This is a genomic window from Paenibacillus sp. FSL P4-0081 (assembly GCF_000758565.1).
GTDB classification, from domain to species: Bacteria; Bacillota; Bacilli; order Paenibacillales; family Paenibacillaceae; genus Paenibacillus_AQ; species Paenibacillus_AQ phytohabitans.
In genome coordinates this window covers 2,578,825-2,604,531 of record NZ_CP009280.1, presented here as the reverse complement: position 1 = coordinate 2,604,531, position 25,707 = coordinate 2,578,825, and the positions used below count along the sequence as shown (strand labels likewise).

23 protein-coding genes are annotated in these 25,707 nt (G+C 54.6%); 11 read left to right on the top strand and 12 right to left on the bottom strand.

The genetic code is table 11. The features are described 5' to 3' along the window. Positions 1 to 394 precede the first annotated feature (394 nt). Genes P40081_RS10940 through P40081_RS10930 form a run of 3 tightly spaced genes read right to left on the bottom strand, consistent with a single transcriptional unit; the run spans position 395 to position 2,554 of the window. Entirely contained in the window at positions 395 to 793 is a 399-nt protein-coding gene (locus P40081_RS10940) for an FxsA family protein (RefSeq protein WP_036695825.1), read from the bottom strand. Then, positions 790 to 1,338: an acyl-CoA thioesterase gene (locus P40081_RS10935; protein ID WP_042135417.1), complete on the bottom strand. Its 549-nt coding sequence runs from the start codon at positions 1,336 to 1,338 to the stop codon at positions 790 to 792. The genes P40081_RS10940 and P40081_RS10935 overlap by 4 nt, the downstream gene beginning before the upstream one ends. 34 nt (positions 1,339 to 1,372) lie before the next feature. Further along, complete coding sequence (locus P40081_RS10930) at positions 1,373 to 2,554, bottom strand: MFS transporter (RefSeq protein WP_042135415.1); 1,182 nt, start codon at positions 2,552 to 2,554, stop codon at positions 1,373 to 1,375. Between the two features lie 102 nt (positions 2,555 to 2,656). Here P40081_RS10930 and P40081_RS10925 point away from each other — a divergent pair, with 102 nt between their 5' ends. Continuing rightward, positions 2,657 to 3,400 (top strand): G1 family glutamic endopeptidase, encoded by a 744-nt coding sequence (locus P40081_RS10925; protein ID WP_052421761.1) that lies wholly within the window; start codon positions 2,657 to 2,659, stop codon positions 3,398 to 3,400. A gap of 168 nt (positions 3,401 to 3,568) precedes the next feature. Here P40081_RS10925 and pyk read toward each other — a convergent pair whose 3' ends face one another. From pyk to P40081_RS10895, 6 genes are all read right to left on the bottom strand, one after another. Further along, entirely contained in the window at positions 3,569 to 4,993 is a 1,425-nt protein-coding gene (gene pyk, locus P40081_RS10920) for a pyruvate kinase (RefSeq protein ID WP_039307670.1), read from the bottom strand. A 340-nt stretch (positions 4,994 to 5,333) separates the two neighbouring features. After that, positions 5,334 to 6,335, bottom strand: a complete 1,002-nt coding sequence (locus tag P40081_RS10915) for an acetyl-CoA carboxylase carboxyltransferase subunit alpha (protein WP_042135413.1) — start codon at positions 6,333 to 6,335, stop codon at positions 5,334 to 5,336. Position 6,336: 1 nt separating this feature from the next. Next, entirely contained in the window at positions 6,337 to 7,230 is an 894-nt protein-coding gene (gene accD, locus P40081_RS10910) for an acetyl-CoA carboxylase, carboxyltransferase subunit beta (protein ID WP_039307665.1), read from the bottom strand. 84 nt (positions 7,231 to 7,314) lie between these two features. After that, positions 7,315 to 7,503 carry a hypothetical protein gene (locus P40081_RS10905; RefSeq protein ID WP_036700684.1) on the bottom strand — a complete coding sequence of 63 codons (189 nt, stop codon included), beginning with the start codon at positions 7,501 to 7,503 and terminating at the stop codon, positions 7,315 to 7,317. Between the two features lie 148 nt (positions 7,504 to 7,651). Next, positions 7,652 to 8,152 (bottom strand): phosphatidylglycerophosphatase A family protein, encoded by a 501-nt coding sequence (locus P40081_RS10900; RefSeq protein WP_039307658.1) that lies wholly within the window; start codon positions 8,150 to 8,152, stop codon positions 7,652 to 7,654. A 531-nt stretch (positions 8,153 to 8,683) separates the two neighbouring features. After that, entirely contained in the window at positions 8,684 to 12,442 is a 3,759-nt protein-coding gene (locus P40081_RS10895) for a DNA polymerase III subunit alpha (RefSeq protein WP_042135410.1), read from the bottom strand. A 146-nt stretch (positions 12,443 to 12,588) separates the two neighbouring features. On the opposite strand from P40081_RS10895, the gene P40081_RS10890 reads away from it, so the two are divergent. The 3 genes from P40081_RS10890 (at position 12,589) to P40081_RS10880 (ending at position 13,879) form a co-directional block, all read left to right on the top strand. Further along, the gene (locus P40081_RS10890) at positions 12,589 to 12,909 is read left to right on the top strand and encodes a YtrH family sporulation protein (protein ID WP_039309559.1); all 321 of its coding nucleotides are present in this window, start codon (positions 12,589 to 12,591) and stop codon (positions 12,907 to 12,909) included. 64 nt (positions 12,910 to 12,973) lie between these two features. Then, the gene (locus P40081_RS10885; RefSeq protein ID WP_042135408.1) at positions 12,974 to 13,477 is read left to right on the top strand and encodes a sporulation membrane protein YtrI; all 504 of its coding nucleotides are present in this window, start codon (positions 12,974 to 12,976) and stop codon (positions 13,475 to 13,477) included. A gap of 93 nt (positions 13,478 to 13,570) precedes the next feature. Then, a complete protein-coding gene (locus P40081_RS10880; protein ID WP_039309561.1) occupies positions 13,571 to 13,879 on the top strand; it encodes a YtpI family protein in 309 nt (102 codons plus the stop codon). Between the two features lie 848 nt (positions 13,880 to 14,727). On the opposite strand, the gene P40081_RS10875 is transcribed toward P40081_RS10880, so the two are convergent. Together P40081_RS10875 and P40081_RS10870 are read right to left on the bottom strand one after the other, a co-directional pair. Next, entirely contained in the window at positions 14,728 to 16,062 is a 1,335-nt protein-coding gene (locus P40081_RS10875; RefSeq protein ID WP_042135406.1) for a DRTGG domain-containing protein, read from the bottom strand. A gap of 340 nt (positions 16,063 to 16,402) precedes the next feature. After that, positions 16,403 to 16,687 carry a hypothetical protein gene (locus tag P40081_RS10870; protein WP_197074347.1) on the bottom strand — a complete coding sequence of 95 codons (285 nt, stop codon included), beginning with the start codon at positions 16,685 to 16,687 and terminating at the stop codon, positions 16,403 to 16,405. 194 nt (positions 16,688 to 16,881) lie between these two features. Between P40081_RS10870 and P40081_RS10865 the strand changes: the two genes are divergently transcribed. Further along, positions 16,882 to 17,457, top strand: coding sequence for an LURP-one-related family protein (locus P40081_RS10865; RefSeq protein ID WP_042135403.1), 576 nt, complete (start codon positions 16,882 to 16,884; stop codon positions 17,455 to 17,457). 100 nt (positions 17,458 to 17,557) lie between these two features. Here the strand turns inward: P40081_RS10865 and P40081_RS10860 are convergent, their stop codons facing one another. Further along, entirely contained in the window at positions 17,558 to 17,902 is a 345-nt protein-coding gene (locus tag P40081_RS10860) for a YlbF family regulator (protein WP_042135401.1), read from the bottom strand. Positions 17,903 to 18,245: 343 nt separating this feature from the next. Here P40081_RS10860 and P40081_RS10855 point away from each other — a divergent pair, with 343 nt between their 5' ends. Genes P40081_RS10855 through P40081_RS10830 form a run of 6 tightly spaced genes read left to right on the top strand, consistent with a single transcriptional unit; the run spans position 18,246 to position 24,945 of the window. Next, positions 18,246 to 19,613 carry a YheC/YheD family endospore coat-associated protein gene (locus P40081_RS10855; protein ID WP_042135399.1) on the top strand — a complete coding sequence of 456 codons (1,368 nt, stop codon included), beginning with the start codon at positions 18,246 to 18,248 and terminating at the stop codon, positions 19,611 to 19,613. A 10-nt stretch (positions 19,614 to 19,623) separates the two neighbouring features. Next, positions 19,624 to 20,790 (top strand): YheC/YheD family endospore coat-associated protein, encoded by a 1,167-nt coding sequence (locus P40081_RS10850; RefSeq protein WP_042135397.1) that lies wholly within the window; start codon positions 19,624 to 19,626, stop codon positions 20,788 to 20,790. 13 nt (positions 20,791 to 20,803) lie between these two features. Further along, positions 20,804 to 22,177: a YheC/YheD family endospore coat-associated protein gene (locus P40081_RS10845; RefSeq protein ID WP_042135395.1), complete on the top strand. Its 1,374-nt coding sequence runs from the start codon at positions 20,804 to 20,806 to the stop codon at positions 22,175 to 22,177. Further along, positions 22,174 to 23,289 carry a YheC/YheD family endospore coat-associated protein gene (locus P40081_RS10840; protein ID WP_042135394.1) on the top strand — a complete coding sequence of 372 codons (1,116 nt, stop codon included), beginning with the start codon at positions 22,174 to 22,176 and terminating at the stop codon, positions 23,287 to 23,289. The genes P40081_RS10845 and P40081_RS10840 overlap by 4 nt, the downstream gene beginning before the upstream one ends. 25 nt (positions 23,290 to 23,314) lie before the next feature. After that, positions 23,315 to 23,833: a GNAT family N-acetyltransferase gene (locus tag P40081_RS10835; protein ID WP_042135391.1), complete on the top strand. Its 519-nt coding sequence runs from the start codon at positions 23,315 to 23,317 to the stop codon at positions 23,831 to 23,833. Beyond that, positions 23,815 to 24,945 carry a YheC/YheD family endospore coat-associated protein gene (locus P40081_RS10830; protein WP_042135389.1) on the top strand — a complete coding sequence of 377 codons (1,131 nt, stop codon included), beginning with the start codon at positions 23,815 to 23,817 and terminating at the stop codon, positions 24,943 to 24,945. Before P40081_RS10835 ends, P40081_RS10830 begins: the two co-directional genes overlap by 19 nt. Positions 24,946 to 25,707 lie beyond the last annotated feature (762 nt).

Sequence of the window (25,707 nt, the reverse complement as noted above, 5' to 3'; positions counted from 1 at the left end):
ATTGTATTCGGTTTTTCGCATACACCGGGCCCGTTTGCGCTATCCGCCGCACATTGTATTCGGTTTTTCGCATACATCGGGCCCGTTTACTCTATCCGCCGCACATTGTATTCGGTTTTTCGCATACATCGGGCCCGTTTGCACTATCCGCCGCACATTGTATTCGGTTTTTCGCATACATTGGGCCCATTTGCGCTATCCGCCGCACATTGTATTCGGTTTTTCGCATACATCGGGCCCGGTCCTTGTTCATCGCATTTCCCACCGCATACTCCTGCATAATCTTCAACATTGCGCTACATCCGGTTCGGCTGCAAGTAGAAAAGCGCTCAGCCGCATTATCCAGCAGCCGAACGCTTTTCCAAACCTCATTGTCCTTGCGGCGCCCCCGCCTCTACCTGCGGTAGAAGGTGAAGGTGCCGTTTTTCATCTTCTTCTCGATCCATTTCAGCAGAAAAACCCGGTATAGCGGCCGGGTCAGCGGAAATACCAGTGTAAAGCCGATCAGATCCGTGACGAAGCCCGGCAGAATCAGCAGCAGACCACCAAAAAAGATACATAAGCCGTCCAGCATGGTCCGTCCGGGCACCCGTCCTTCCTGCATATGTGTTCTGCTGTCCTGCAGCACTTTTTTGCCTTCAAACCGCATCATGAGCAGACCGATGACCGAAGTGGCCAGCATGATCAGCAGGGTCTTGGGCGCTCCAAGAAAACTTGAGACATAGATGAAACCGAATAATTCCACGGCCGGGACGGCAAATAATGCAGCCCACAGCCATTTGTTCCTGATCATACTGCTCCTCCTTCTTCTTCCTTAAGCGCCGTAGTGATAGCGCGGAACAGCTCAGGCTGCGCCCTGTCGATACGCACAGGCTTCCATTCCTTGTTCAGCCAGACATGGCTCGTCGTGCCGCTGACCAGCAGTTCGCCGGGAAGAGGTTCACTGTCCGCCGGATGCGCCTTACGGGTCCCGGAGCGTCCGGAGGCTCCGGACGCTCCGCCTTCCCCGTGCTCTTCCGCCACACGGCGGATTTCATATTCATAGACAACCCTTAGCGCCGAGAAGGTTGTTAACCGTGCATACACGGCAATAAGATCATCATATCGCGCCGGGCTTTTAAATTGCAAATCTGCAGAGGTCACAGGCAATAACAGCCCCAGGCTCTCAAGTGTGCGGTAGGCAAAGCCCAGTCCGCGGAACATCTCCGTACGCCCGCTTTCAAACCAGGTCAAATAATTGGCATGATAGACCACACCCATCTGATCGGTTTCCTGATAACGCACACGAAATGAAGTTTCATGCCAGCGGCTGGACCACCCCGGTTTATGTGAATTCATATTCATGCTCCTTTCTGTAATGGCAGGCGGGCAGCTAAGCGCTGACTCCGCCGGAAGAGGCCTTCAGCGGCAGCTTGCTGCGTGAGCTCCGGGCGACATAGAACAGCAGAGCCGCGCCGGCCGCCGCACTCAGCATACAGGACAGATTCATAAGGCCGACCCCGCCCTGATTCAGCAGCATTCCGTTCAGCAGATTGCCCAGAATACCGGCAAAGCCGGAGAATACGATGTTAAATACGCTTTGTCCCGTCGCCTGCATCTCCGCAGAGGTAATCTTCGATACATATTCAACTGCAGCAATATAAAAGAAGCCGAAGGATAGGCCGTGCAGCACCTGTACCCCAATCATGACCGATGGATACGGGAAGGCCACCTGAATCCCCCAGCGCAGCACATAGATCAGCGCACCCAGCAGCAGCGTCCGCTCCATGCCCAGCCTGCGGATAACCTTAGAGGCGAAGAACATGGATGGTACGTTAGTGATCGACGCCAGAAACAGGGCGATCCCCGCATAGCTGGTCGAGCCGCCGACCGACTGGAAGGCTAGGACGAAATAAGTACCGAACGCCGTCATCGTCTGGTTCACCAGGAAGCTTCCCCCGAGAAAGGCCAGGAATATACGGTTGCCGAGCAGCTTTTTGACGCCCTGGGAGAAGGACTGGCTCATCATGTGATTCTCTTCCGCCTGCTTCGGCAGGGTGAAGGCAATGGCCACTGCAACGGCATTCAGCAGCAGAAACGGCAGCCAGATCGTGGATACCGAGAATTTAGATACATATTGCCCCCCGGCTATGGCTCCTACAGCGGCTCCTATGCTCATCATCATCCGGATGCTGCCGTAAGTCGATCCGGCTCTGTTCGCCGCTGCTATGGCGTAAGAGTCGGCAATAGGAGCCTGTGTGGAGGAGAAGATCGTGGATACCGTGTACACCAGCATCAGCACAATGAAATACTCCGACCGGTACAGCACCGCAAGCAGCGCCGGAACCGCCACACTCAGAAGAAGCACCAGCCGCGCCTGGTTATATCTGTCAGAGATCACTCCCCATAGGGGCTGCACACAGATCGCGATCAGTGTGCCCGTAGCCATCAGCATGCCGATCTGGCTGACGTTAAGTCCGTTCGATTTGAGCAGCAGTGACAAATAAGAGCCGAAGGAGCCCCCGGCGAGTCCCAGAAACAGATAAAACCCGCGCAGCTTCGATATTTTTTCCATTGGAGTTATAAGTCCTCTCTCTTCCTTTTTAACAGAATACCCAACCTTAAGAGCCTCTTACTGCATTAAATAGAGCAGAACATATTATGAGGCGGTGGACAAGTGGGCCAAGTCAATAGATTGCTAAGCAGCAAACCCTGTCTGAAAGATAAACTCAACACAGGCAGAGCCGTCAGCTCAGGCTTCGGCTGGACATCCAGCAACTGGAGCGGTTATGCCATCTCGGGCAAAAAAGGCACTTACCGGCGGATATCGGCCGACTGGATTGTCCCTTATGTAAAACCTACGGTCAAAGCCACGTATTCTTCGGCCTGGATCGGCATCGACGGCTTCCGGAACAGCAGCCTGATTCAGACCGGAACCGGCCATGAATCGGTAAACGGAACCGTCCGGTACTATGCCTGGTGGGAAATTCTGCCCGCTGCCGAGACCGTTATCCCCTTGCCTGTATCTCCCGGAGACCATATGCGTGCTTCCATCGTCAAGCTCAGTCCGGGTAAATGGTGTATCACTCTGCGCAATCTCAGCAAAAACTGGGTTTTCCGTACTGTCCAGCGCTATCAGGGGCCGCAAACCTCTGCCGAATGGATCATGGAAGCTCCCCAGGTGGGACAGAATATCGCACCGTTGTCCAAGGTATCACTGGTAAGATTCACCTGCTGCCGGGTTAACGGATGCAGTCCCAAGCTCAAGGCTCAAGACGGCGGCATTATGGTCCAGAATAAAACGCTGCTGGCCGTGCCGACTCTGCCGGGTCCCCGCGGCGATTCCTTCTCGGTCCGGCGGATCTACCGCAAAAGCCATCCTGCTGTGTACTCCAGAAACCCTATATTTACAAGAACCTGATTGCCCGGTTTCTCAAAACTCTCAATTCAATATATACATTTGCACCGTTTATATCAACCCGCAAGCGGAAACGGCTGTGCCTTCCTGCACAATAAAAAGAGCAGCGGCTAAGAACGCCACTGCTCTAATAGGTGTATTCTGTTAATGCTGCAGAACCTCTTCCAGTTCCTAGTCGGCTGGAATCGTGTCTACCTTCACCAGGTTAGTGGAACCGGAACGGCCCAGCGGGATACCTGCAGTAATGACTACAAGATCTCCGGCTTTTACCAGACCGGAAGCTTTACCGCCTTGAAGTGCAGTTTCCAGCAATTCGTCAGTCGAAGTAGCTTCTTTGCCGAATACTGGAGTTACGCCCCAAACCAGCGCCAGCTGACGCATAGTTCTTTCCTGGGTAGTTACAGCAATGATTTGTGATTTAGGACGGTATTTGGAAACCACGCGTGCAGTGTGGCCAGTTACAGTCGAAGAAATGATAGCTTTAGCGTTCAGATCCAGAGCGGAAATCGCTACAGATTGGCTGATCGCTTCAGTTACCGTAGTTTCTTGAGCAATTTGCTGCTTCATGAAGATTTCACGGTGGTTCAGGGCAGATTCCGCCTTCTCAGCAATGCGGGACATTGTGAGTACGGATTCTACCGGATATTTCCCGGCAGCAGTTTCACCGGACAGCATGATTGCATCTGTTCCGTCGAAGATAGCGTTCGCTACGTCACTCGCTTCAGCGCGGGTAGGACGCGGGTTGCGCTGCATGGAATCCAGCATTTGGGTAGCTGTGATTACCGGTTTGCCGGCGATGTTACATTTCTGAATCATCAGCTTCTGAGCCAGAGGCACATCTTCAGCAGGAATTTCTACGCCAAGGTCGCCACGGGCAACCATGAGGCCGTCGGAAGCTGCCAAAATTTCATCAAGGTTATCGACACCTTCTTGGTTCTCGATTTTGGAGATGATTTGGATGTGGGAAGCGTCGTGCTTCTCAAGCAATGCACGGATTTCCTGAACGTCGCTGGCTTTGCGAACGAAGGAAGCGGCGATAAAATCGATGTCCTGTCCGATCCCAAAAACGATATCATTGGTGTCTTTTTCCGTAATACCCGGCAGGGAGATGGATACTCCTGGTACGTTAACGCCCTTCTTGCTCTTGATTGTACCGCCGTTAACAATACGGGTCTTGATTTCGGTGCCTTGAATGTCGACAACAGTAAGACCGATAAGGCCGTCGTCGATCAGGATAGTCGATCCTACTTGAACATCGTTAGGAAGGTTGTTATACGTGATGGAGATACGGTTCTGGTCGCCCAGGATTTCTTCCGTAGTCAATGTCAGGTATTCGTCCTGAACCAGTTCAATTGGTTCTACTTCCAGCTTACCAGTACGAATCTCAGGTCCTTTGGTGTCGAGCAGAATGGCAACAGTCTTGCCAAGTTCTTTGGAAGCTTGACGGATCGTGTTGATCCGGGCACCGTGCTCTTCAAAATCGCCGTGGGAGAAGTTCAGACGGGCCACATTCATACCAGCCAAAATCAATTTTTTGATATTCTCCAACGATTCACTTGCAGGTCCGATCGTACATACAATTTTACTTTTCCGCATTAGGTTTTCCTCCGTTTTTTCGTTCTCTCTGTCTCACTTTTTCCAACTACAAAATCTACTATAAGGCTTGCTCTCTGTATAGGAACTTTATCACATGTAGTCACATGTACCTTTTATTGCGCCCTTATGAATATTACTGCAAGTTGAAGACAAAATCAATGTTAGTGCCTGTTTTTGCTGTAAATTAAAGTCGAATTTTATAAGAATGCCATCAAAATAAAAATCACCCCGCAAAGTCTGCGGGATGATCGGAGTGGGAATAAATGGTTAAAGTATTCCGACCGGCTTACGGACAGGAATACACTGGAATATGTCAGAAAGTGCAAATGATAATTGTAGATTACTCTACAATCTGCACTTCCTCCTCAGGCGCATCCTGTTCCTGGAGGGACTCCGAGAACTCGCCGATTTTGCGGAATTTAAGGTAACGGTCTTCCTTAAGTTCTGCCGAATCCATCACGGATAATTCCTGCAAATGACGCCATACCGCATCCTTGATTGCCGCTGCCGTTGCCTCGTAGTCACGGTGTGCCCCGCCTTTGGGTTCAGGAATGATCTCCTCGATCACTTCCATCTCCAGCAGGTCAGACGCCGTAATCTTCATCGCTTCAGCTGCCTGCTCCGCTTTGGTTGCATCCTTCCACAGAATGGACGCCGCCCCGTTGGGGGAGATCGCCGAATAGATGGCATGCTCCAGCATCAGGACCCGGTTGCCTACGGCCAAAGCCAAGGCACCGCCGCTGCCGCCTTCGCCGATAACGATGCAGATGACCGGTACGGCCAGCTGAGACATCTCGTACAAATTCCGGGCGATCGCTTCGGACTGTCCGCGTTCCTCTGCCGTATTGCCGGGATAAGCCCCTTTGGTATCGACAATGGTGATAATCGGACGGCCGAATTTCTCTGCCTGCTTCATCAGACGCAATGACTTGCGGAAGCCTTCCGGATGCGCGCTGCCGAAGAAACGCAGAATATTCTCCTTCGTATCCTTACCGCGCTGCTGTCCGATTACGGTGACCGGACGGCCGTTCAGCTTGGCGATCCCGCCAACTACGGCAAGATCATCACCATACAGGCGGTCGCCATGCAGCTCCATGAAATCGGTGAAGATAAGTCCGATCAGATCCAGTGAGGTCGGACGGCCGTGATGCCGGGCCAGATGCATCTTCTGGGCCGGGGAGATATCCGAATATACTTCATTCTCAAGGATGTGGTAACGCTCCTCAAGACGGGCTACCTCATCTTTGAAATCAATACCCTTCTCTTCGCCAAACTGCTTCAGTTCAGCAATTTTCTTGCGCATTTCTACCAGAGGCATTTCAAAAGGCAACTCTCCTGCCAACCTAAAATCCCCCTTTCACATCATGCAGCTCCAGCAGCTTGGTTAACGTGGAGCGCATTTCCTTGCGGTGCACAACCATATCCAGCTGGCCGTGCTGCAAATTGAATTCTGCTGTCTGGAAATCTTCCGGCAGCTTCTGGCGGATCGTCTGTTCAATCACAATCCGTCCGGCAAAACCGAATACCGCACCGGGCTCGGCAATAATAATATCCCCCAGGCTGGCGAAACTCGCCGACACCCCGCCTGTTGTGGGATCAGTAATTACGGAAATATACAGGCCTCCGGCTTCGCTGAACCGGGCCAGTGCGCTACTTGTCTTCGCCATCTGCATGAGACTGAGTATGCTCTCCTGCATTCTCGCTCCGCCCGAGGTGGAGAAGATCAGCATCGGAAGTCTCCGCTCTGTTGCTTCTTCAACCGCTCTGGTAATCTTCTCGCCGACTACGGACCCCATGCTCCCGGAGAAGAACTCAAAGTTCATCACCGCTACAATCACCGGATGGCCGCCAATAGTGCCCTGGCCGGTGATTACAGCTTCAACCTGTCCAGTTTTGGACTGCTGTTGTTCCAGCTTAGAGGCATAGCCGGGGAACTGCAGCGGATCAACGGACGCCATTTCGCTGTCAAACTCAATGAACCCTTCAGGGTCCAGCGTCATCGCAATCCGTTCCGAAGCGTTCAGGCGCATATGATAGCCGCAGGAAGGGCATATTTTCAAATTCTTCTCCAGTTCCTTGCTGTACTGGATCGTTCCGCATTTGTTGCATTTGTTCATGAGTCCTTCTGGAATCTCACGTTTGGGGCGCTCGCCTTCCGCCGGTCCGCCGCTTCGCTCCAGACGCTCTGAAGGAATGATCGCGTACTTCCGTTTTTTCTGAAATAAATCTTTGAACAAGGGTCGCACCTCTTCAGCCGTTTATTTGCGTAGATAGCAGCTTGCCGCTGTCATGACCGCTCATGTATCTCTAAGTTGTAATTCTCAAGGATGCAGAATCAGATTCAGGACCTCCTGCACTTCTTCAAGCTCTCCTGAAGGAACCAGAATCTCAAACTGCTGCTTGGACATATTAATCGGACGGCATTTTATCAGAAATCCTTCTTCCGTAAGCTTCCTCTGAATCATCTCCGCCACTTTGGCGGTCGGCGCTATATAGATTACCGTCCACATGCCCTGCAAGGCCTCCCTAATCTCAAATCCCAGCCGTATCCTGTATATAATGGAATCATGATAACACAGTTTTCTTTTTTCCCGCAACAGGCTCGGCAGGATGGCTGCTGGACCGGGAGGCCGCTTCCAACAAATGCAAGAGCTGCAATTATGCCTCTCCGGAGGCAGGAGAATAGACCTTCGCCCCTTCGTGGCGGTGGGCAATTCTGGCCGATGCCGCAGCTGCAATCCCGGCTACCAGATCATCAAGAAATACATGAATGCTACCCTTATCATCATTCAATTTGCCGATAATTCCAAGCTTTATTTTGTCCAGATAACCGAAACCTGTCAGCCCGATCATCCCGTATACACCCGTGATGCCTAGCGCCAGAGTCTCGTCCGCCCCGTAGAGCGATTCATCCGCCTCCAGCACTGCCTGAAGCGGCTGCGGCAGCAGCTTCTTCTCCGCCAGCTCATCCAGCGCGACACCTGTCATCAGCGTGTACTGTACTTCTCTTTTGCCCAGCACCGCCTTGACGCTTACGAGGCACTCTTCCTCAGTCAAATCGGGATAATAGGCCGATTGCAGAATATATACGATCTCAGCGATAGAATCAAGCGAAACTCCCCGGCGCTCCAGCAGGTCTGCTGCCAATTGATAGGACATGATGTGATTCCCCTTTCCGCACGGGACAATGCCCTGTGGTTCCCTAATGTATGCGGAAAAGGGCGGAAATGTGCTTATTTTAAATATAAGAAAATATGTTTAAGCTGTATGGGAATTTCCCGGTTCATCCGCTTTTTGCGGCAGAGACCGGAATACTTTGCAGAATCCTGCACAACGTGCAACATTTTCCTCATTTAATGAATGAAAATCCAAAATTGTTGTACAAAAGGCAGCAACTCCTCTTGTCCAGGCGGCTTAGCGGGAGAATTCCTGTATTTCTCCCGTACACCCGGCTAATTATGAATCAAAGCTGCAAAACGTACAACATTCTTGTCTGCAGTGCTTACCTGGAAGTCTCTATACTGCCGGCAGCGAATCTAGTGTAAGCAATGAACGTAATCCGCTAACCCCACGGCGATTGATCCGTTAATTATTGGGTTGAATCACATACCTTTGAAGCGGATACCTGAAAGGGATACGTTGTATTGCTGCTTCGGATGCAAAGCCTCCTTAGCGGACGGCAAGCCGTTCCTACCTGATTCTGACGGTTCCTGCTCCCAGCATGCTCTCTATTGCCGCAAACAGCTCCTCCGTGGGCTCGATCCGGTAGCTGTCGCTGAGCGCCAGCACCTTCTGGTTGCGCTCGTAGAACAGCAGCGTTGCGGCTGGTCCCGGATGGGTCTGCAGCAGTGCCTGGAGGCGCGGCAGCAGACCTTTGAGCTCAGCGCCCGGCGTGATCTTGATGAAGACACGCTGGGTGCTCTGCGCTGAGCTTGCGGAGCGCTCAGCAGGTGCAGGCTGCCCCGTGCGCAGCGGGGCAGGGCTTCCCGGCCGCGTAGCTGACGCGGCCGGGGATTGGGGCGCGGCCTGCGCAGCGGCCGCGTTAGCGCGCGCACCGGGCGGCTGTGCCGCCGGTGTGCGCGTGCCCGGTGCAGCGGCTGCGCCAGCTGCACTGCCGCTGCGGGCGCCGGGGCTTCCGGCGCCCGTACGGGCTGCAGGAGCTGCCGCAGGCGCTCCTGCGGGGGCGTTCCGGCCCGCGTAGGCGGGCCGGGCGCCTGCGGCGCTGCGGCGCTGCAGCAGGCCGCGCACGCTGTCCGCGGTGAGCGGTGCCACCTCCTCGGCCAGCAGCTTGAAGCCCTCGTCCTCCTGCTGCACCTTGGCGCGCAGGGCCAGCAGCGCGCCCTTCTCGATCAGGCCGCGGCTGCGTTTCCACACCTCTGGGAAGAGTACGACCTCGCAGCGCTCGATCTGGTCTTCCCATTCGACAAAGGCCATCGCCTTGCCGGCCTTTGTCGTAATTTCCTTAACCGACACGACCATGCCGGCTGTTACCGTCATACTCTCGTCTGCCATTTCGCCAAGATCCATCAGCTTCTGCATCCCCGGCTCCTCCAGCAGGGCCGCACTGTCGTCCAGCGGATGGCCGGACAGGTACAGGCCCAGCAGCTCACGCTCCAGCTCCAGCTGCTGGGTCACGGAGAATTTCGGGATATCCGGATAACGGATTTCCCAGTTCGGCGTCTCAATCAGATCGTCGAACAGCTGGATCTGCAGCTCATCGCGCTCCTTGCGCCACTTCGCTGCCGCATCGACTGTCTCATCCAGCATCGCCAGCAGCTGGGCCCGGTGGCCGGGAAGCCGGTCGAAGGCGCCTGTCTGCAGCAGTGATTCAATCACGCGCTTGTTGCAGACGCGCAGATCGACACGGCGGCAGAAATCAAGCAGGCTGTCGAACGGACGCTCCTTGCGGACCGCCATAATATTCTCCACCGCCAGCGTCCCGACATTCTTGACCGCTGCCAGTCCGAAGCGGATATGCCCGCTGCCTTCGCCGGGTACAGGGGTGAACAGCACGCCGCTCTCGTTAACATCGGGCGGCAGCACGCCGACCCCGCTGCGGCGGCATTCCAGTACATACTCTGCCACCTTGCGGTGCGTCCCCATAACTGCGGTCAGCATTGCTGCCATGAACTGCACAGGATAATGCGCCTTGAGATACGCAGTCTGGAACGCCAGTACGCCATAGGCGGCAGCATGGGCACGCGGGAAGCCGTAGTTGGCAAACCGCACGATCATGTCATACACCTCATTGGCATCTGCCTCCTGATAGCCCTGCTTCAGACTGCCCTCCACAAAGTGGCTGCGTTCCTTGTCCAGCGTCTCCCGCTTCTTCTTGGACACCGCCCGGCGCAGCAGATCGGCTTCGCCGAGCGAGAACCCCGCCATCAGGGAGGCAATCTGCATGATCTGCTCCTGATAGACAATGATGCCATAAGTATCAGCCAGAATCGGCTTCAGATCAGCATGAGGATATACGACCTCGAACTCCCCGTGCTTGCCCCCGATGAATTTCGGAATAAATTCCATCGGACCCGGACGGTACAGAGCCACCACGGAGACAATATCTTCAAAACCGCTGGGCTTCAGATCCTTCAGCACCCGCCGTACACCCGCGGATTCCAGCTGGAACACGCCGGTGGTCTCGCCTGCCCCGAGCATCTCGTAAGTCAGCGGATCATGATCCGGGATGAAGCGGAAATCAGGGACGCTGCCGGTCATTTCCTTCACCCAGTTCATGCAGCGTTCAATAATCGACAGGGTCCGCAGCCCCAGGAAGTCCATCTTCAGCAGGCCTACACTCTCCAGATGCTCCATGGAGTACTGGGTCAGCGCTGTACTCTCACTGCCCGCCTGGAGCGGAACGGCATCGGTCAGCGGCCCCTTGGAGATGATCACTCCGGCAGCATGCGTTGAGGCATGACGCGGCATGCCTTCAACCTTCATCGCCATGTCGAGAAGCCCTCGGGTCTTCGGATTGGTATCATACAGAGCCTTCAGCTCTGGCGTGCTCTCCAGCGCCCGGGTGATGCTGATGCCGAGCTGGCCCGGAATCAGCTTCGCCGCCTTGTCCACCTCGTTATACGGCAGATTCAGCGCACGGCCTACATCCCGTACAGCTGCTCTTGCCGCCATCGTTCCGAAGGTGATGATCTGCGCCACATGCTCCTTGCCGTATTTGTCCACCACATAGGCAATAACCTCATCACGGCGTTCGTCACTGAAGTCAATATCAATATCGGGCATCGTAATCCGCTCCGGATTCAGGAAACGCTCGAAGAGCAGATTGTATTTCAGCGGATCTACATCCGTAATCTTCAGCGTATATGCTGTAAGACTGCCTGCCGAGGAACCACGGCCCGGGCCGGTAACAATACCATTCCGGTGGCAAAAAGCGATGAAATCCCAAACAATCAGGAAATAATCGCTGAATCCCATGCTCTCAATGACGCCCAGCTCATAGGCCAGCCGTTTCTCGGCCGTTTCCTTCTGCTCCGGAGATGCCCACAGCGGCGTATCCGAGTAGCGCTCCTCCAGCCCGCTGCGGCACAGCTCACGCAAATAAGCGGCGGCATCCAGCCCTTCCGGCAGAGGGGAATACTCCGGCAGAATATGATTGCCGAACGTCAGCTCCAGATTGCAGGCTTCTGCAATGCGCTGGGTGTTCTCCAGCGCCTGCGGCACATGCGGGAACAGCGAGGCCATCTGCTCGCCGCTCTTGAAGAACAGCTGATCCGTGCCGATCTTCAGGCGGTCCTCATCATCCACAGATTTGCCTGTGCCGATACAGATCAGCACATCCTGAACCTCGGCATCTTCCTTGTCCATATAATGCACGTCATTCGTAGCCACCAGGGGAATATCCAGCTCGGCAGCAAGCTGAATCAGCTTCGGATTCACCCGCTTCTGTTCAGGCATCCCATGATCCTGCAGCTCCAAGTAGAAGTCCGCGCCAAAAATCTCCTTGTAACGCAGCGCCGCCTTACGCGCTTCCTCCTCACGCCCATGCAGCAGATGCTGCGGCACCTCTCCGCCAAGACAGGCGCTGAGGCAGATGATGCCCTCGGCATGCGCCGCCAGTGCTTCCATATCAATCCGCGGCTTGTAGTGCTGGCCCTCCAGATGGCCGATAGAGATCAGCTTCATCAGGTTCCGGTAGCCGATCTCGTTCTTCACCAGCAGAATCAGGTGATAGATCGGCTGATCCTTGCGGCTGCCCCGCTCACGGCGCGAGCCTGCGGTCAAATAAGCTTCACAGCCGATAATCGGCTTGATGCCGTTCTCCTGGCAAGCTTTATAGAAAGGGATAGCCCCGTACATCACTCCATGATCCGTCAGCGCCAGCGATTTCATGCCGTATTCGCCGGCCCGGCGCACCAGATCCGTAATGCGCGCCGCCCCGTCCAGTAAACTGTATTCGCTGTGCACATGCAAATGCACGAAAGGGCTCATTATCCCCACTTCCCTTCAGTTCCAAAATCAAAACATAAGATGAAACTATTTTATCATATTAGAGGGGGAACCGCCCATAGAATGGATTAAGAGCATAAGGACAGGCAGCGGATAAGTAATTGCCTGGACCGGGAAGGAGCCTTATGATGAATATTTTCCTGAGCAAAGCCGTCCTCGACTTCTTCATCGCCTTCGGCATTGTATTGGGCGGTTCCCTGCTGGGCGGGATCGGAGCCGTGGTCTCCCTGCAGCCGCCTACGCACACCATGCTGGATATCGCTGACCGGATCAAAATCTGGGCGCTGGCCGCCGCCGTCGGCGGAACGATCGACCCGATGCGGGTCATTGAGAGTAACATGCTGGGAGGCAACCTCTCCCCCGCCATCAAGCAGATTCTCTATCTGGTCTTCGCCTTTCTGGGCGCTCATATGGGCAGTGAACTAGTCAAATGGGTGTGCGGCAAGTAGAAACGGAAGGATAATGGATAGCGCTGAGCAGATACATTCATATATTTAAAGGGGGGATGAATCCATGCGCCTGCCGCCGTTTCACCGCTACCGGCGTTTCTCGCAGATTGCTGCCGTTTTTGTGCTGGGAATGATTGTGGGCGCCGTGGTATATAACGCCATTTATCATATGGGGTACAATGTGCTCTGGCTAAGCAATCAGGAACTCCGGATACAGATCGAGGAGTACCGCGATGACATTGACACGCTCAAAAAATACAACAATACCTCCACCGTAATCCGGGAGATTAAGGTCCGCACCGAGGACAGCAAAGTTAAGGAAGGCACCGCTGTGCTGGACACAGTAACTGTTAAGGAAATCCTCAGGAAGCTGGTCAGCGATCTGGAGCCGATGCGCGGGCGCAGCATGTTTGAAATCGATTCCGACGGGAAGCTGGCACGCCTGCTGCTGGACGGCAAAATCTACATTGTACGCGAGAAGGAATACACCGTCAAAATCCGCACTATGCTCGTTATGGAGGGTGTGCTGCAAATCTGGGTGGAGATCGGTCCTTATAAGCGCACCTGAGTCCTAATCATGGTACAATAGTGGGCAAATCATAGAATGGTAGAGATAGGCCGAAGCACCGTTTCCCACCTTCCACTAAGGAGCTGTCTGTCCATGATTATGCTCATCAAGTATCTGCTGTTTGTTCTGCTGGTTGTCTTTATGATCAGCGCCGCGATGTATAGTTTCTCCTCCCGCAGGGCCGCAGACCCGCTCATCAAAGGGCTTAAGCGATCGATTATGAACGTGCTGCTCGGCGCAATGCTGGTAACGCTCTCACTAATGTCGATGTTCATCTTCCGCGGCTCGACGCTTAATGTTGTCATTGAAGCAGCTTTTCTGCTGCTGGGTATCTTCAACATCTTCTCGGGGCTGCGCAGCCACGGGTACTACAGCCGGCTCCGCAGCGGGAGCGGAAGCTGAGTGTTTACGGTGTCCGAACCGGTATCTGAATGGGAATTTTAATCCGGCTATTAATCGGTAGTTCAATCGCTATTTGAATCTTTGCATCGCTATTTGAATCGGTATTTATCTTTGAATCGCTAGCTAATTCGCTGCATCTCCCCACCCGGCTCTCCGGTAAAATCTATGCGAAGTGGAAATTGTACACTTATTTCTGGCCAAGCCGTACCTTTCAGGGAAGCAGTTGGAAAAAAGGCACTTATTTCGTCCGCTTTCCTCCCCTGGTGCAGATTCGGGCGGATTAGTTGTCCTTTTTCCACTTATTGTTCCAAAATCGGGAAGTTCAGGACAAATAGATGCCCTTTTTCCACTTACCTCCCGCTGCTCATAAGAGAGACCTATCCACTCAGTATCCTTGTAACCAGATGTCCAGTCTGTCGCCCACTCAGTGTCCATGTAACCAGATGTCCAGTCTGTCGCCCACTCAGTGTCCATGTAACCGGATGTCCAGCCCGTCGCCCACTCAGTCTCCATGTAACCAGATATCCAGTCCGTCGCCCACTTAGTGTCCCATGTAACCAGATGTCCAGTCCGTCGCTCATATAGTATTCAGCTGTTCAGCTGTTCAGCTTCCTAGCCTCGCAGCCATAATCCAACCCGTTGTTCCATGGCTTGCCGCAATTCCCCCGATTAGTCTCTAATGCCAAATAGACCAGAGTACTCTCCCGGTAATTACAGGATAGTCTGGTCTATTTAGTCTGTATTCGTTTATGTTCGGGTTCTGACTCGTCTGTATTCGTCCTGTATTCATTTTCTGTGCGAAGACTGTGTATGCCTGCACTATTGCTGAATGTATATACTTGAGCGGTTTAGCCGTGGTCAATCGACTGCAGCATCAGGACGGCCTTGGCCACAATGGTCTCCATATGGCTGATCTCAATCTCCAGCTTGCAGGTACGGCGGCTGATCTCCAGCAGCTTCGGCATGACGATAATGGAATGCTCGATTTGCACCGGGCGGATGAAATAGGTGGACATGTTATCCAGCACATAGTCATTGCCGGTGATGTCCTTGGCCGCCTTAAATGCGGAAAGGGTCATCAGCGTGGACAATATCCCTTCCGAGATCGTCCCCAGATCCGTCGCCATCTGCGGTGTGATGAAGCCGTGGAAGAACAGCTTGCCCTCTTCATCGCGCTCATCGGCAAAACCGTTCCAGATCAGATGATCGAAGGTCTCCCCGAGCTGCGGCTGGTTGCTGGCATCACGCAGACTCTGCAGCACTTCCCTGCGGGTCAGCGACCCGACCAGCTTGCGGTTGCGGTCCACGATCGGCAGGAAGTCGATCCCTTCCCACATCATAATCTGCGCCGCCGAAGCCAGCGAGGTCTGCAGTGCGGCGGTCACCGGGCTACGGATCATGGCCTTCTCGATGCTCTGCCCTTCTGCGAGATCCTCCACATCGCGGCGGCCCACGATGCCGATGACCCGGTTCCACTCATCGGTCACCGGGAAGCGCTGCTCGCCGCTCGCCAGGGACAATTCGCGTAATTCGCCGACTGTGCTGGAGATTTTGAGCGTATTCAGGCGCGGCTTGCCCTCCACAATATCTTCCACCAGCATAATCTTCTTCTTAATCAGCCGGTCAAAAATCGCCCGGTTAATCATCGAAGCTACTGTAAACGTATCATGCCGGGATGATATCACCGGCAGGTCCAGTTCATCCGCCAGCGCCTTCACCTCACGGCTGGTACCGAAGCCCCCGGTTACGAGCACCCCTGCCCCCTGCTCCAGGGCAAGTGAATGCACATCATCACGGTTACCCACGATCAGCAGGCTGTCGGCATCGATATAACGGATCATGGCATCCACTTTCATCGCGCCGATCACATATTTATGAAGATGTTTGTTCAGACCCTCCGCTCCGCCGAGGACATGTCCCTCGACAATGTCAACTACATCCCCAAACGTAAGCTGATCAGAAATATTGCGCGGCTTTTTTTCTACCCGGACCGTACCAATCCGCTCCTTGGTAATGACGATCCCCAGGTTCTCCGCTTCCTTCACCGCACGGTAAGCTGTACCTTCACTGACGCCCATTTCCTTGGCCAGCTTGCGGACGGAAATCTTCGTTCCCACCTTCAGGCTTTCAATATGCTGCAGCAGTTGTTCATGCTTTGTAATGTTATCGCCTTGACCTTCCAACTGTTACACCCCCATACCCCGATCTGTACTATTCTGTACCCATTATAACGCTGGTTACAACGGAGTACAACAGAACGGGTATGCTTCTTTCAAGAGATATGTCAGCCGTATGACAAGCGATGCCAGAGGCAATTAAGTTACAGCCGCGCTTATGCCCACACACATATAATGCATGCATGAGTACAGCCTTGAATATAGCTATAACACATCATTTCACAAGACATAAATACACTGTATATCCGCACATCCACATTACTGCAAACACAGCAAACCCCCAGTCCGCAGCTTTCGCGAAACAGGGGGCGAGCCGCTGCACCTTGCCTATAGGCCCGGCCAAATTCTATAATCTCTGGGACACCCGGGTTTCTTCGTTCCACTGGCCCTGCCATTGCTCCAGCTTAACCTTGCGGACCGCCTCCAGGCGTTTCTGCTTCTCTTCATCCACTCCGATGATAAAGTGCAGGTGCGAGGCAATCACCAGGAAGGCAAACGCACACCAGACAATACCGAAGCCCAGCACCCAGCCGGGGCCATTCTGAAAAGACAGCTTCGGCAGCGCGTACACCAGCATCGCCAGAGCCGCCAGCAGATACACGGAATGCTTGAATTTGTTTCTTTTTTTCATTATCGAACCGCTCCTTCGTTCTAAAGGGTTGTCAGGCTGAATCTGAATCTATATCTCTACTCTATGAACTTCAGGTCCGGATTATGAGACAAGTTGCTAATTTTTCATCCCGCTGATTTCGCTGCCTCCGGGTTTAGTCTAGCCTGAATGCCGGGGGTGTGAGATGATGGAGCCAGGAAGAGGAGGAATTTACATTGAATAACATTTGGGGCCAGTCCGAGTACATAATCCGCAAAAAGGTATTCTCCGTCATGGGGGCGAAGCTGCATATTTACAACAGCTCGGAGGAGCTGGTGCTTTTTTCGCAAATGAAAGCGTTCAAATTGAAAGAGGATATAGCCCTGTACACGGACGAGAGCATGGAGAGAGAGCTGCTGCGCATTAAAGCCCGCAAAATGATAGATCTCAGCGCCACCTATGATGTCTATGATTCGGAGACCGGGGAATCTCTGGGCGCACTCCGCCGCAAAGGCCTGAAGTCCATCTTCAAAGATGAATGGGTGATTCTGGACACCGGCGATAACGAGATCGGATTCATTAAAGAGGACAGTGTGTTCATGGCGCTGCTGCGGCGTGTCATTACTCTAATTCCGCAAAAATATAATGTGGAGATCGGCGGCATGGTCATCCCGGCCTTCCGGCAGAACTTCAACCCTTTTGTCACCAAAATCATCGCCGACTTCTCCGAGGACCGCAAAGGTGTGCTCGACAGACGTATTGGCGTAGCTGCCGCGATTCTGCTCTGTGCCATTGAAGGCAAACAGGATTAGAAATAACCAGCCTTAGCATCAAAAAGAGGGTGATTCCGGGGCCAAATGGCCCTGGAATCACCCTCTTGCTATTATCAGGAGGATTCGCCTCCTATAGCGCTTATTGTTGTCCGCCGTACATTTGGGACAGGCTGTCGGTGATGATTTTGTTCACATCCTCGATGACTACACTAAGGCGGCGCTCTGCGTCGAACAGGCGGCGGATGCCGAGATTCAGGTTAAGCACCTCGAACAGCTTCTCCATCTTCTCCATTTCCTCCTGCGGAGGCATCTCTCCGCTCATCATCCGCTGCTGCAGCTCGATCTGGCTCTGACGGAAGTTGTCGAGCATCAGCTTGCTCTCCGGATCTGCTTCGATCACTTTCATCGCGCTGGTAATATCCGATACCTCGGTGCTGTCTTTGATGGCTCTCGCCAGTTCATGTGCCTTGTCAATTACGTTCATTAGAAATCCTCCTGAATGTTTAGTTAGCGTAGGCTCCCTGAGTTTCTTCGCTAAACTCGCTTCGAAAGCATACGCTTAAGCTTTGTGCATCCGCCCAAATTTCGCGGTCACGTTATTTCCCCTCCAGCGGCCAGACTTCTGTCTATGCGCCTGCACCTGTAGCCTGCACCTGTACTCCACCTGCCGAATGGTTTCACCGCTGCCGGACATTTAATCCGTCCGGCACGGCTTTTTAAAGAATAGGTCAATCACCAAGGGTCAGATGTCTCCATATGATGAATGATATGTAACCCTTAAGATTCATATTGCCGGCATCATGCTGCCTACCGGAAGGAGATCCACGATGTCCCAACTCAAGATCCCGGTCCAAACGGTCCACTCGGGCATCCTGCAGGAAAACGCTGTAATGCTAGGCGACAAATCCATGAAGAGGCTCAAAATACCGGCGCACGGAACAATCCAGCTTACCTTCGGCTCTTTCCGGCAGGAGGTTACCGTTATTCCGGTTCCCAAATCCGACAGCCTGCGCGTAAGCGAAGGGCTGGCGCGGCGGCTGGGCTTAAGGCAGCGCCTCAAGCTTAACGCTTCCTATAGTTCAGGCAGCCGCAATCTGCGGCTGGGGCCGCTGATTGGAGTTCTGGTGAGCCGGGACCATCCCGAGCATCCCGACAGAGTGTTCGGCCAGATCACGATGTTCTGCCGGGAACTGACCAATGCCTGCCATGCACAGGGCGCCTATGTATATTTCTTTACCCCGGAAGCGCTGGAAACGCGCAGCACTACCATCCAGGGCTGGGTATACGATGAGGGCTGGCGGAAGCTGAGTCTTCCTGTGGCCGATGTGATCAACAATCGGCTGACGACGCGAAAGGTAGAGAACAAACCTAGCGTACAGCATTTTTTGGCGGATGTAAAATCCCGCTACGGAACTCATTTCTTCAATGAAAAGTTCCTTGACAAGACAGAGGTATTCGAAGCGCTGGCGCAAGATCCCGCCCTGCAGCGGTATTTGCCGGAGTCGCATGCCCTGAACGGCTTCGCCGTATTGAAAAGAATGTGCAGCAATTACCCAAGTGTGTTCCTGAAACCTGTACGCGGCAGCCTTGGCAAAGGCATTCTGCGCATCTCCAAAGAAGACGGCGGCGGCTACCGGCTGCTGTCAACAACACCGCTTGGGACACGCAAGCAGAGTTATCCCAGTCTGGCGAAGCTTTTTGGGTCCATTGCCCCGAAGATGAAAACGACCCGCTACCAGATTCAGCAGGGATTGCCCCTGATGGAGCTTGGACGGCGGCCGGTGGACTTCCGGGCACTCGTACAGAAGAACGGTACCGGCAAATGGGGCGTCACCTCCATTGTGGCCCGGACCGCCGGAAGTAATCACTTTGTCTCTAATCTCGCCCGGGGCGGGACGCTCAGTACGGTCCGCGAAGCCATCGGCAAAAGCAATCTCCCGCCCGGGGCGAAGGAAAGCTCCCAGGTTCAGCTCCCCCGGGCTGCACTGGCAATCGCCAGAGGCGTAGAGACTTATATCCCCGCGCATTTCGGGGAGCTGGGCATCGACCTTGCGCTGGACCAGTCCGGCAGAATCTGGCTGCTGGAGGTCAACTCCAAGCCGTCCAAGAATGACAACACGCCGCTGAACGACCAAAAGATCAGACCCTCCGTCAAACAAATGATTCTATACTGCCGCTATCTGGCCGGGTTGTAAGGAGGACATCATGACAGAAACAGCAATGGGGTTCCTTGGCATAATGACAGACCGCCGCCACGGGAATCCTCCCATCGCAGAGCCGGAGTTCTGCAGTCATCTATGCCGGGCGGCCCCGCTGTATGATCTGAAGGTCCTTGTTTTTCATCCGGAGGGTGTTGCGAAGGATGGCGCTTCAGTCAGCGGATATCTCTGGCAAGGCGGACAATGGGTGCCTGCCCAGGCGCCTCCGCCTGACATCCTGTATAACCGCTGCTTCTACCGGACTCCGGAGGAGAAGCAATCTGCAGCTGCCGCCTTGGCTGTATTATCCCGTTCGCTTCCCTGGTCACGCGGACTGCCGGATAAATGGGGGGTATACGAAATTCTGCGGCGCAGCCGCGCAGCCGCTGCCCTGCTGCCTGAAACGCTGGTCTACAGCGGACGGAAGGCGCTCGGCAACCTGCTGGCCGAAAGGGAATACGGTGTGTTCCTGAAACCCAAAACCGGCTCCCACGGCAAACGCACCCTGCATGCAGTACTCCTCGGCAAACACGAAGGCGGCGGAGTGAGTGTGCGGGGAAGAGACCGGATGAATGAACCTTTTCTATATGTTTTCGGTACGCTGGACGAAGGCCTGAACTGGATCCACCGCTTCATCGGCCAGCACCGCTATATCATACAGCCTTATCTGCATCTCACCGGCAGCGGGGGACAGCCGTTCGATGTGCGTGTGCTGATGCAAAAGAACGGCACCGGCGCATGGACCCTGACCGGCATGGCCGTTCGTCTGGGGGGCCGGGGATCTCTTACCTCGAATCTGCACGGCGGGGGAACCGCGGTTCCCGCTTTGCCCTTCCTGCTAGCCGAATACGGCGCAGCAGGCCGGGACCTGTATCAGGAGCTGATCTCAGCCGCCGCACTCCTGCCTCCCCTGCTGGAAGAATCCTGCGGGAGACTGGGAGAGCTCGGTCTTGACTTCGGCATCGATGCCGGAGGAAGACTGTATCTGCTTGAAGCTAATTCCAAACCAGGGCGCACGGTGTTCCGGCTGACGGGCGACCGCCGGGCTGCTAGGCTCGCCGCTGAGAATCCGCTGCGCTATGCGCGTCATCTGCTGCTTGCACCCTGGCAGCAAACCACAAGCTGCTTCAAAGGCAGTTCCGTTCAACGGGAGAATGATATCAATGGTTCCTAAGGAGGATTCATAAATGGGTCTCACTTTTTGCAATGTGCATTTCACCAAGCAGCCCCAACGAGTAGTCTATGTCTCGGGTGAACTGATGAAAAGCCTGAAATTATCCGGCAAGAAAAACATCCGCCTGCGCCTCGGGAAGGATGCCATACCGGCGATGATCAAGCCGATCAAACGCGCCGGCAAGCATCTCTTCCTGGCCTCGGGAGTGAAGAGCGCAATCAAGATTCCGAAATCAGGCGGCATTTATTTGCGCAACCTGCAGAATGATGAGGTCCAGCTCGGACCGCTGGTCGGCGTACTCTCCGACGGGCCTGCCTCCGCGGCACAGCCTTTCGGCTCCCGTACCGGCTTCATCAAGCAGCTGCTGCGCGAAGGCAGCAACAAATGCTATATCTTCGCCTTCATGCCGCGTGACATCGACTGGCAGCAGGAGCAGGTCAACGGCTATTTCCTGAGTGCAAGCGGCAAATTCGAGCGTAAAATAGTGCCGCTTCCGGATGTCGTCTACAACCGTCTGCCCAGCCGCAGGGCGGAGACTTCCCCATACATCAACCAGCTGCGCGAGCGTTTCGGTCGCAAGAAGATTCCTTATTTCAACTGGAGCTTCTTCAATAAATCGGATGTATACCGTCTGCTGGAGAATGACGGTGCCGCCAACCGCTTCGTGCCTGAAACACACAGCAACCCCAGCACAGAACAGATGCGCGATATGCTGGACCGCCACCACTTTGTCTATTACAAACCTTCCGCAGGCAGTCTTGGACACGGCATCTACCGCCTAACTTACCTGCCGAAGAAGGGGTACTTCGCCCGTTACCGTAAGAGCGGCAAGAATGTGCTGCTGCGCTTCACCAGCTTCGACAGCCTGATGCGCATGCTGCGCGGCCGTCACGGACAGAGCCTGCAGAACTATGTGGTTCAGCAGGGTATCCGGCTGATTGAGATTGACGGCTGCCCGATTGATTTCCGCTTCCATATGCACAAGAACGGCAGCAACCAATGGGTAGTTGTCGGCATCGGGGCCAAGAAAGCCGGCCGGGGCAGTGTCACCACCCACCTGAAGAACGGCGGCGCCCTGCTTACACCGCAGCAGGCACTGGGCCGTGTCTTCGGCGCAAGATCGGATGAAGTGCTGCAGCGCGCCAAAACAACAGCCGTCAAGCTGGCCGAATCCCTGGAAATCCAGCACCGGCATCTGCTCGGTGAGATTGGGTTTGATCTCGGGATTGACCAGGATGAGGATATCTGGATGTTCGAGGCCAATGCCAAACCGGGACGCTCTATCTTCCGCCACCCCTCCCTGCGCGCTGAGGGCAAAGCTTCCATTGAGCACATCCTGGAGCATTGTCTGTATCTCAGCAAATTCCGCAGGAGGGATGACTTGTGAACAGCCGTATCCCCGACCCCGGCAAGCCCGTTATCGCCATCCTGACGACCAGTGACCGGCTGAAGCAGTTTCGCGGCAACCGCAATAACTTCCGCGATATTATCCGCACCGGCAAAGAAATGGGTTATCTGGTATATGTCGTCACTGTCCGCGATCTGAAGCTGGAGGAGCGGATGGTGAACGGCTACGTCCCTTCTGCCAGCGGCAAGCTCTGGTACTCCATTCCTGTCCCGCTGCCGCAGGTGATTTATAACCGGATTCCGAACCGCGTTGAAGAGGAGAAAGCACCGGTCGCCCGCAAAATAGCGGAGTGTCTGGAGCATCCTGAGATCCAGCTGTACAACCCGAGCTTTTTCAATAAATGGAATCTCTTCGAGTGGCTCAAGGAATCCAAAGCAACCTCAAAGCATGTGCCCAAGACCCGCCGTCTGCGCAGTGCAGCAACCCTGACGGCCATGCTGAAGAATCACGACAGTCTCTACCTCAAACCGGAGAACGGCAAAGCCGGCAAAGGGATTATGCGGCTGAGATACCGGATGGATGCTATGCTGCCTTACAGGCTGCAGATCCAGAGCGGCAAAAAGAACACGACCTACAAAGCCGCTTCCATCGAACGCCTGTGGGCCAGAATCGTCAGGGAAAAAGGGGTATCCCGCTATATTGTGCAGCAGGCCATTGTGCTTGCTGCGCACCACGGGCGCCCCTTCGATCTTCGCGTGCTGCTGCAGAAGAACGGCCGTGGCGCCTGGGCGGTCACCGGCATTGGCGCACGGCTGGCCGGAGCCCGCAGCATCACTACCCATGTGCCGCGCGGCGGCAGTATTGAAGAGCCCTCCAGCATGCTGGAGGGGACCTTCGGGGCGGAGCAGGCTGCGGTCATCCTGAAGAATGTCCCCACCACGGCGCTGCTGATTGCCCGGCAGATTGAACGCGCTTCGGCGACCATGCTGGGCGAGATGTCAATGGACCTCGGCGTCGATGAAGAAGGCGGGCTGTGGTTCTTCGAGGCCAATTCCCGGCCGATGAAATTCGATGAGCCGGCGATCCGCAAGCTGTCGCTGGAACGCATTTTTCATTATGGCCAGCATCTGTCCCGCCAGACCAAGCCCTAATTAAACCCGTAAAGGAAGTGACACCATGCAGATATCCTCACTCTACGACAGCAATCCGGTGCAGTGGAATTCCAGACTAGCCGGATTGCTTGAGTTCCTGAAGGAGTATGGGGAGCAGCGGATTACACTTCGCGGATGCAGGCAGCTGGCCCGGCTGACACCGGAGCAGCTCGCCTTGCCGGGAGTTTCGCTGCTCGTTGCCACTGTAAGGGGTCAGAACGGCCGTCAGCTGGCAGGTGTCAGCTTCGTCTCCGGCTACGGCAAGGAGGCCTGTGTAGTAGCCGTTCATCCCCTGTACCGCAAGAGGCATACCGGCACAGCCCTGCTTACCGCGCAGCTGGAACGTCTTGGACAGCTGGAATGCCATGTGGCCTGCGATAACCCGGCCAGCCTGAAAATGTGCTTCAACAGCGGGCTTGCCGCCGTAGACCTGGTTAACGGCCCTACGGGCAAACCCACGCTGCTGCTGCGGTCTCCCCGGACTGCAGCCGGACCTACTATTCTCCCACAAGAAGGTGAACTCCTGTGCCAGAGCCCGTCTTAGGCATCCTCACGCTATATCTGAATGACGCCAAACAGCTTGAGGAGAAGAGCGTGTACCGGAGGATGATTATTGAAGGCAGCCGGATTGGCCTGGATGTCTTTGTCTTTACCCCCGCAGATGTGCATGTAAGCAAGGAACAGATCCATGCGCTTGTCTATGATGTTAAAAGCGGAACATGGTCGCGCAGGTGGCGCTCCTTCCCCAATATGATCTATGACCGCTGCCGCATTCAGCGCAGCCAGCGGTTCCAGCAGCTGCTGCGCTTCCGCGCGCGGTACGACCACCTGACCTTCCTGAACCGCCCGCTGCGTAATAAGTGGACGGTTCACCAGACCTTTTCACAGAAAAGCCGTTTTCGGCAGCATATGCCGGAGACTCTTCTATATCAGTCTTCCGCCGATCTCCACCGGATGCTGAAGATCAGTCCGGTCGTCTACGTCAAGCCGGTTAACGGCACCGGCGGACGCGGCATCCTGCGGATTGAACGGCAGCGGGAAGGCAAGCACCTCTACGATATCCAGGGACGCCGCCAGAGCCGCCAGATCATCGCGCCCCGCAAGGTGTCGCTGAACCGCCTGGAGTCGATTGTGCGCCAGTGGTGCCTCGGCGGACGGTTCCTCATCCAGCAAGGCATTCCGCTGCGTCTGCCCAGCGGACGGTTCCATGATTACCGGATGCTTGTGCAGAAGAACGGCCAGGGCGTCTGGGAATTCACCGGCATGGCCGGCCGGGTAGGCGCTGCCCGCAGCGTCACCTCGAACCTTCATGGCGGCGGGCATGCGATGCGGGCCGAGGCCCTGCTGAAGCAGTGGCTCGGCAACGAAGAGCGGGCCGACAAGGCCATGCGGACCGCAGAGAAGCTGGGGCTCGAAGCCGCCGCGTACCTCGAAGACAGCTTCGGCGCACTCTGCGAGCTGGCGCTCGACCTCGCGATCGACCGCGAGGGCAAGATCTACGTGCTGGAGGTCAACCCCAAGCCGGCCCGCGAGGTCTTCGCCCGCTCCGGCGACAATAGCACCTACCGCAAAGCGCTGATCCGCCCGCTGGAGTACGCGATGTGGGTGTATAAGAACAAGAACACGCCGAGCTCGGCGAAGACGGTTGAGGAATAGAGGATTAGCTCTGTAACGAACAAAATTTTCCTCCAGGCAAACTTATCGGGTTGCCATGCGATAGCTCCTGCTGCTGCTCTCTGTTCCAGCGAAGGATCTCCTTGTAAGCAAGCTGCTTACTCATGCTAGCTGATGTTGGTCAGGTCAACCTCTGAAGAATTTAAGTGGAAAAACATATCTTAATTTCATCATTTTGGATTATTTTCGGAGTTTAATTGGATAAATGGCATTTAAATTCTCATCCTTCCTTTACTTTGACCGATTTGCTGCCAATTAAGTGCTGTTTTTCCAACTGCTGTTGGACTGTCACTCCTCCGATTCCTAGCAAGTGGAGAAAATCCATTTATTTCAGGAACACCGGACACCCAGGCTCTAAACAATACTCATCTAAATTTCTTTAGCCGTCTCTTCACTGTCTTTTTCACAATATTTCTTCATGCTTAATTTCCTGTACATGAACAAATGCCCCTCCGCAGCTACCGGAGGGACATTTATTCATTGTAATGCGACAGAATTACCACAGTTAAGAATTTTCTAAATTCATATTCAAGCTTTATCAACTGCAAGAACTTCTGCTGAGCTATTTGCATTCGCAGTTATGCTCGTGATATCTGTCAGTCCCGTTAGTTGAATGGCTTTCGTAGTTGTCGTTTTCGTTGACCCTGGTGTTTCTTTAGTACTGCTTTCCCTATACCCATATTGTTCCGGCACTCGTTGAGGCATTGTCTGTTTCCTTACTTGTTGCCTGGGCAGTCGCTTCGT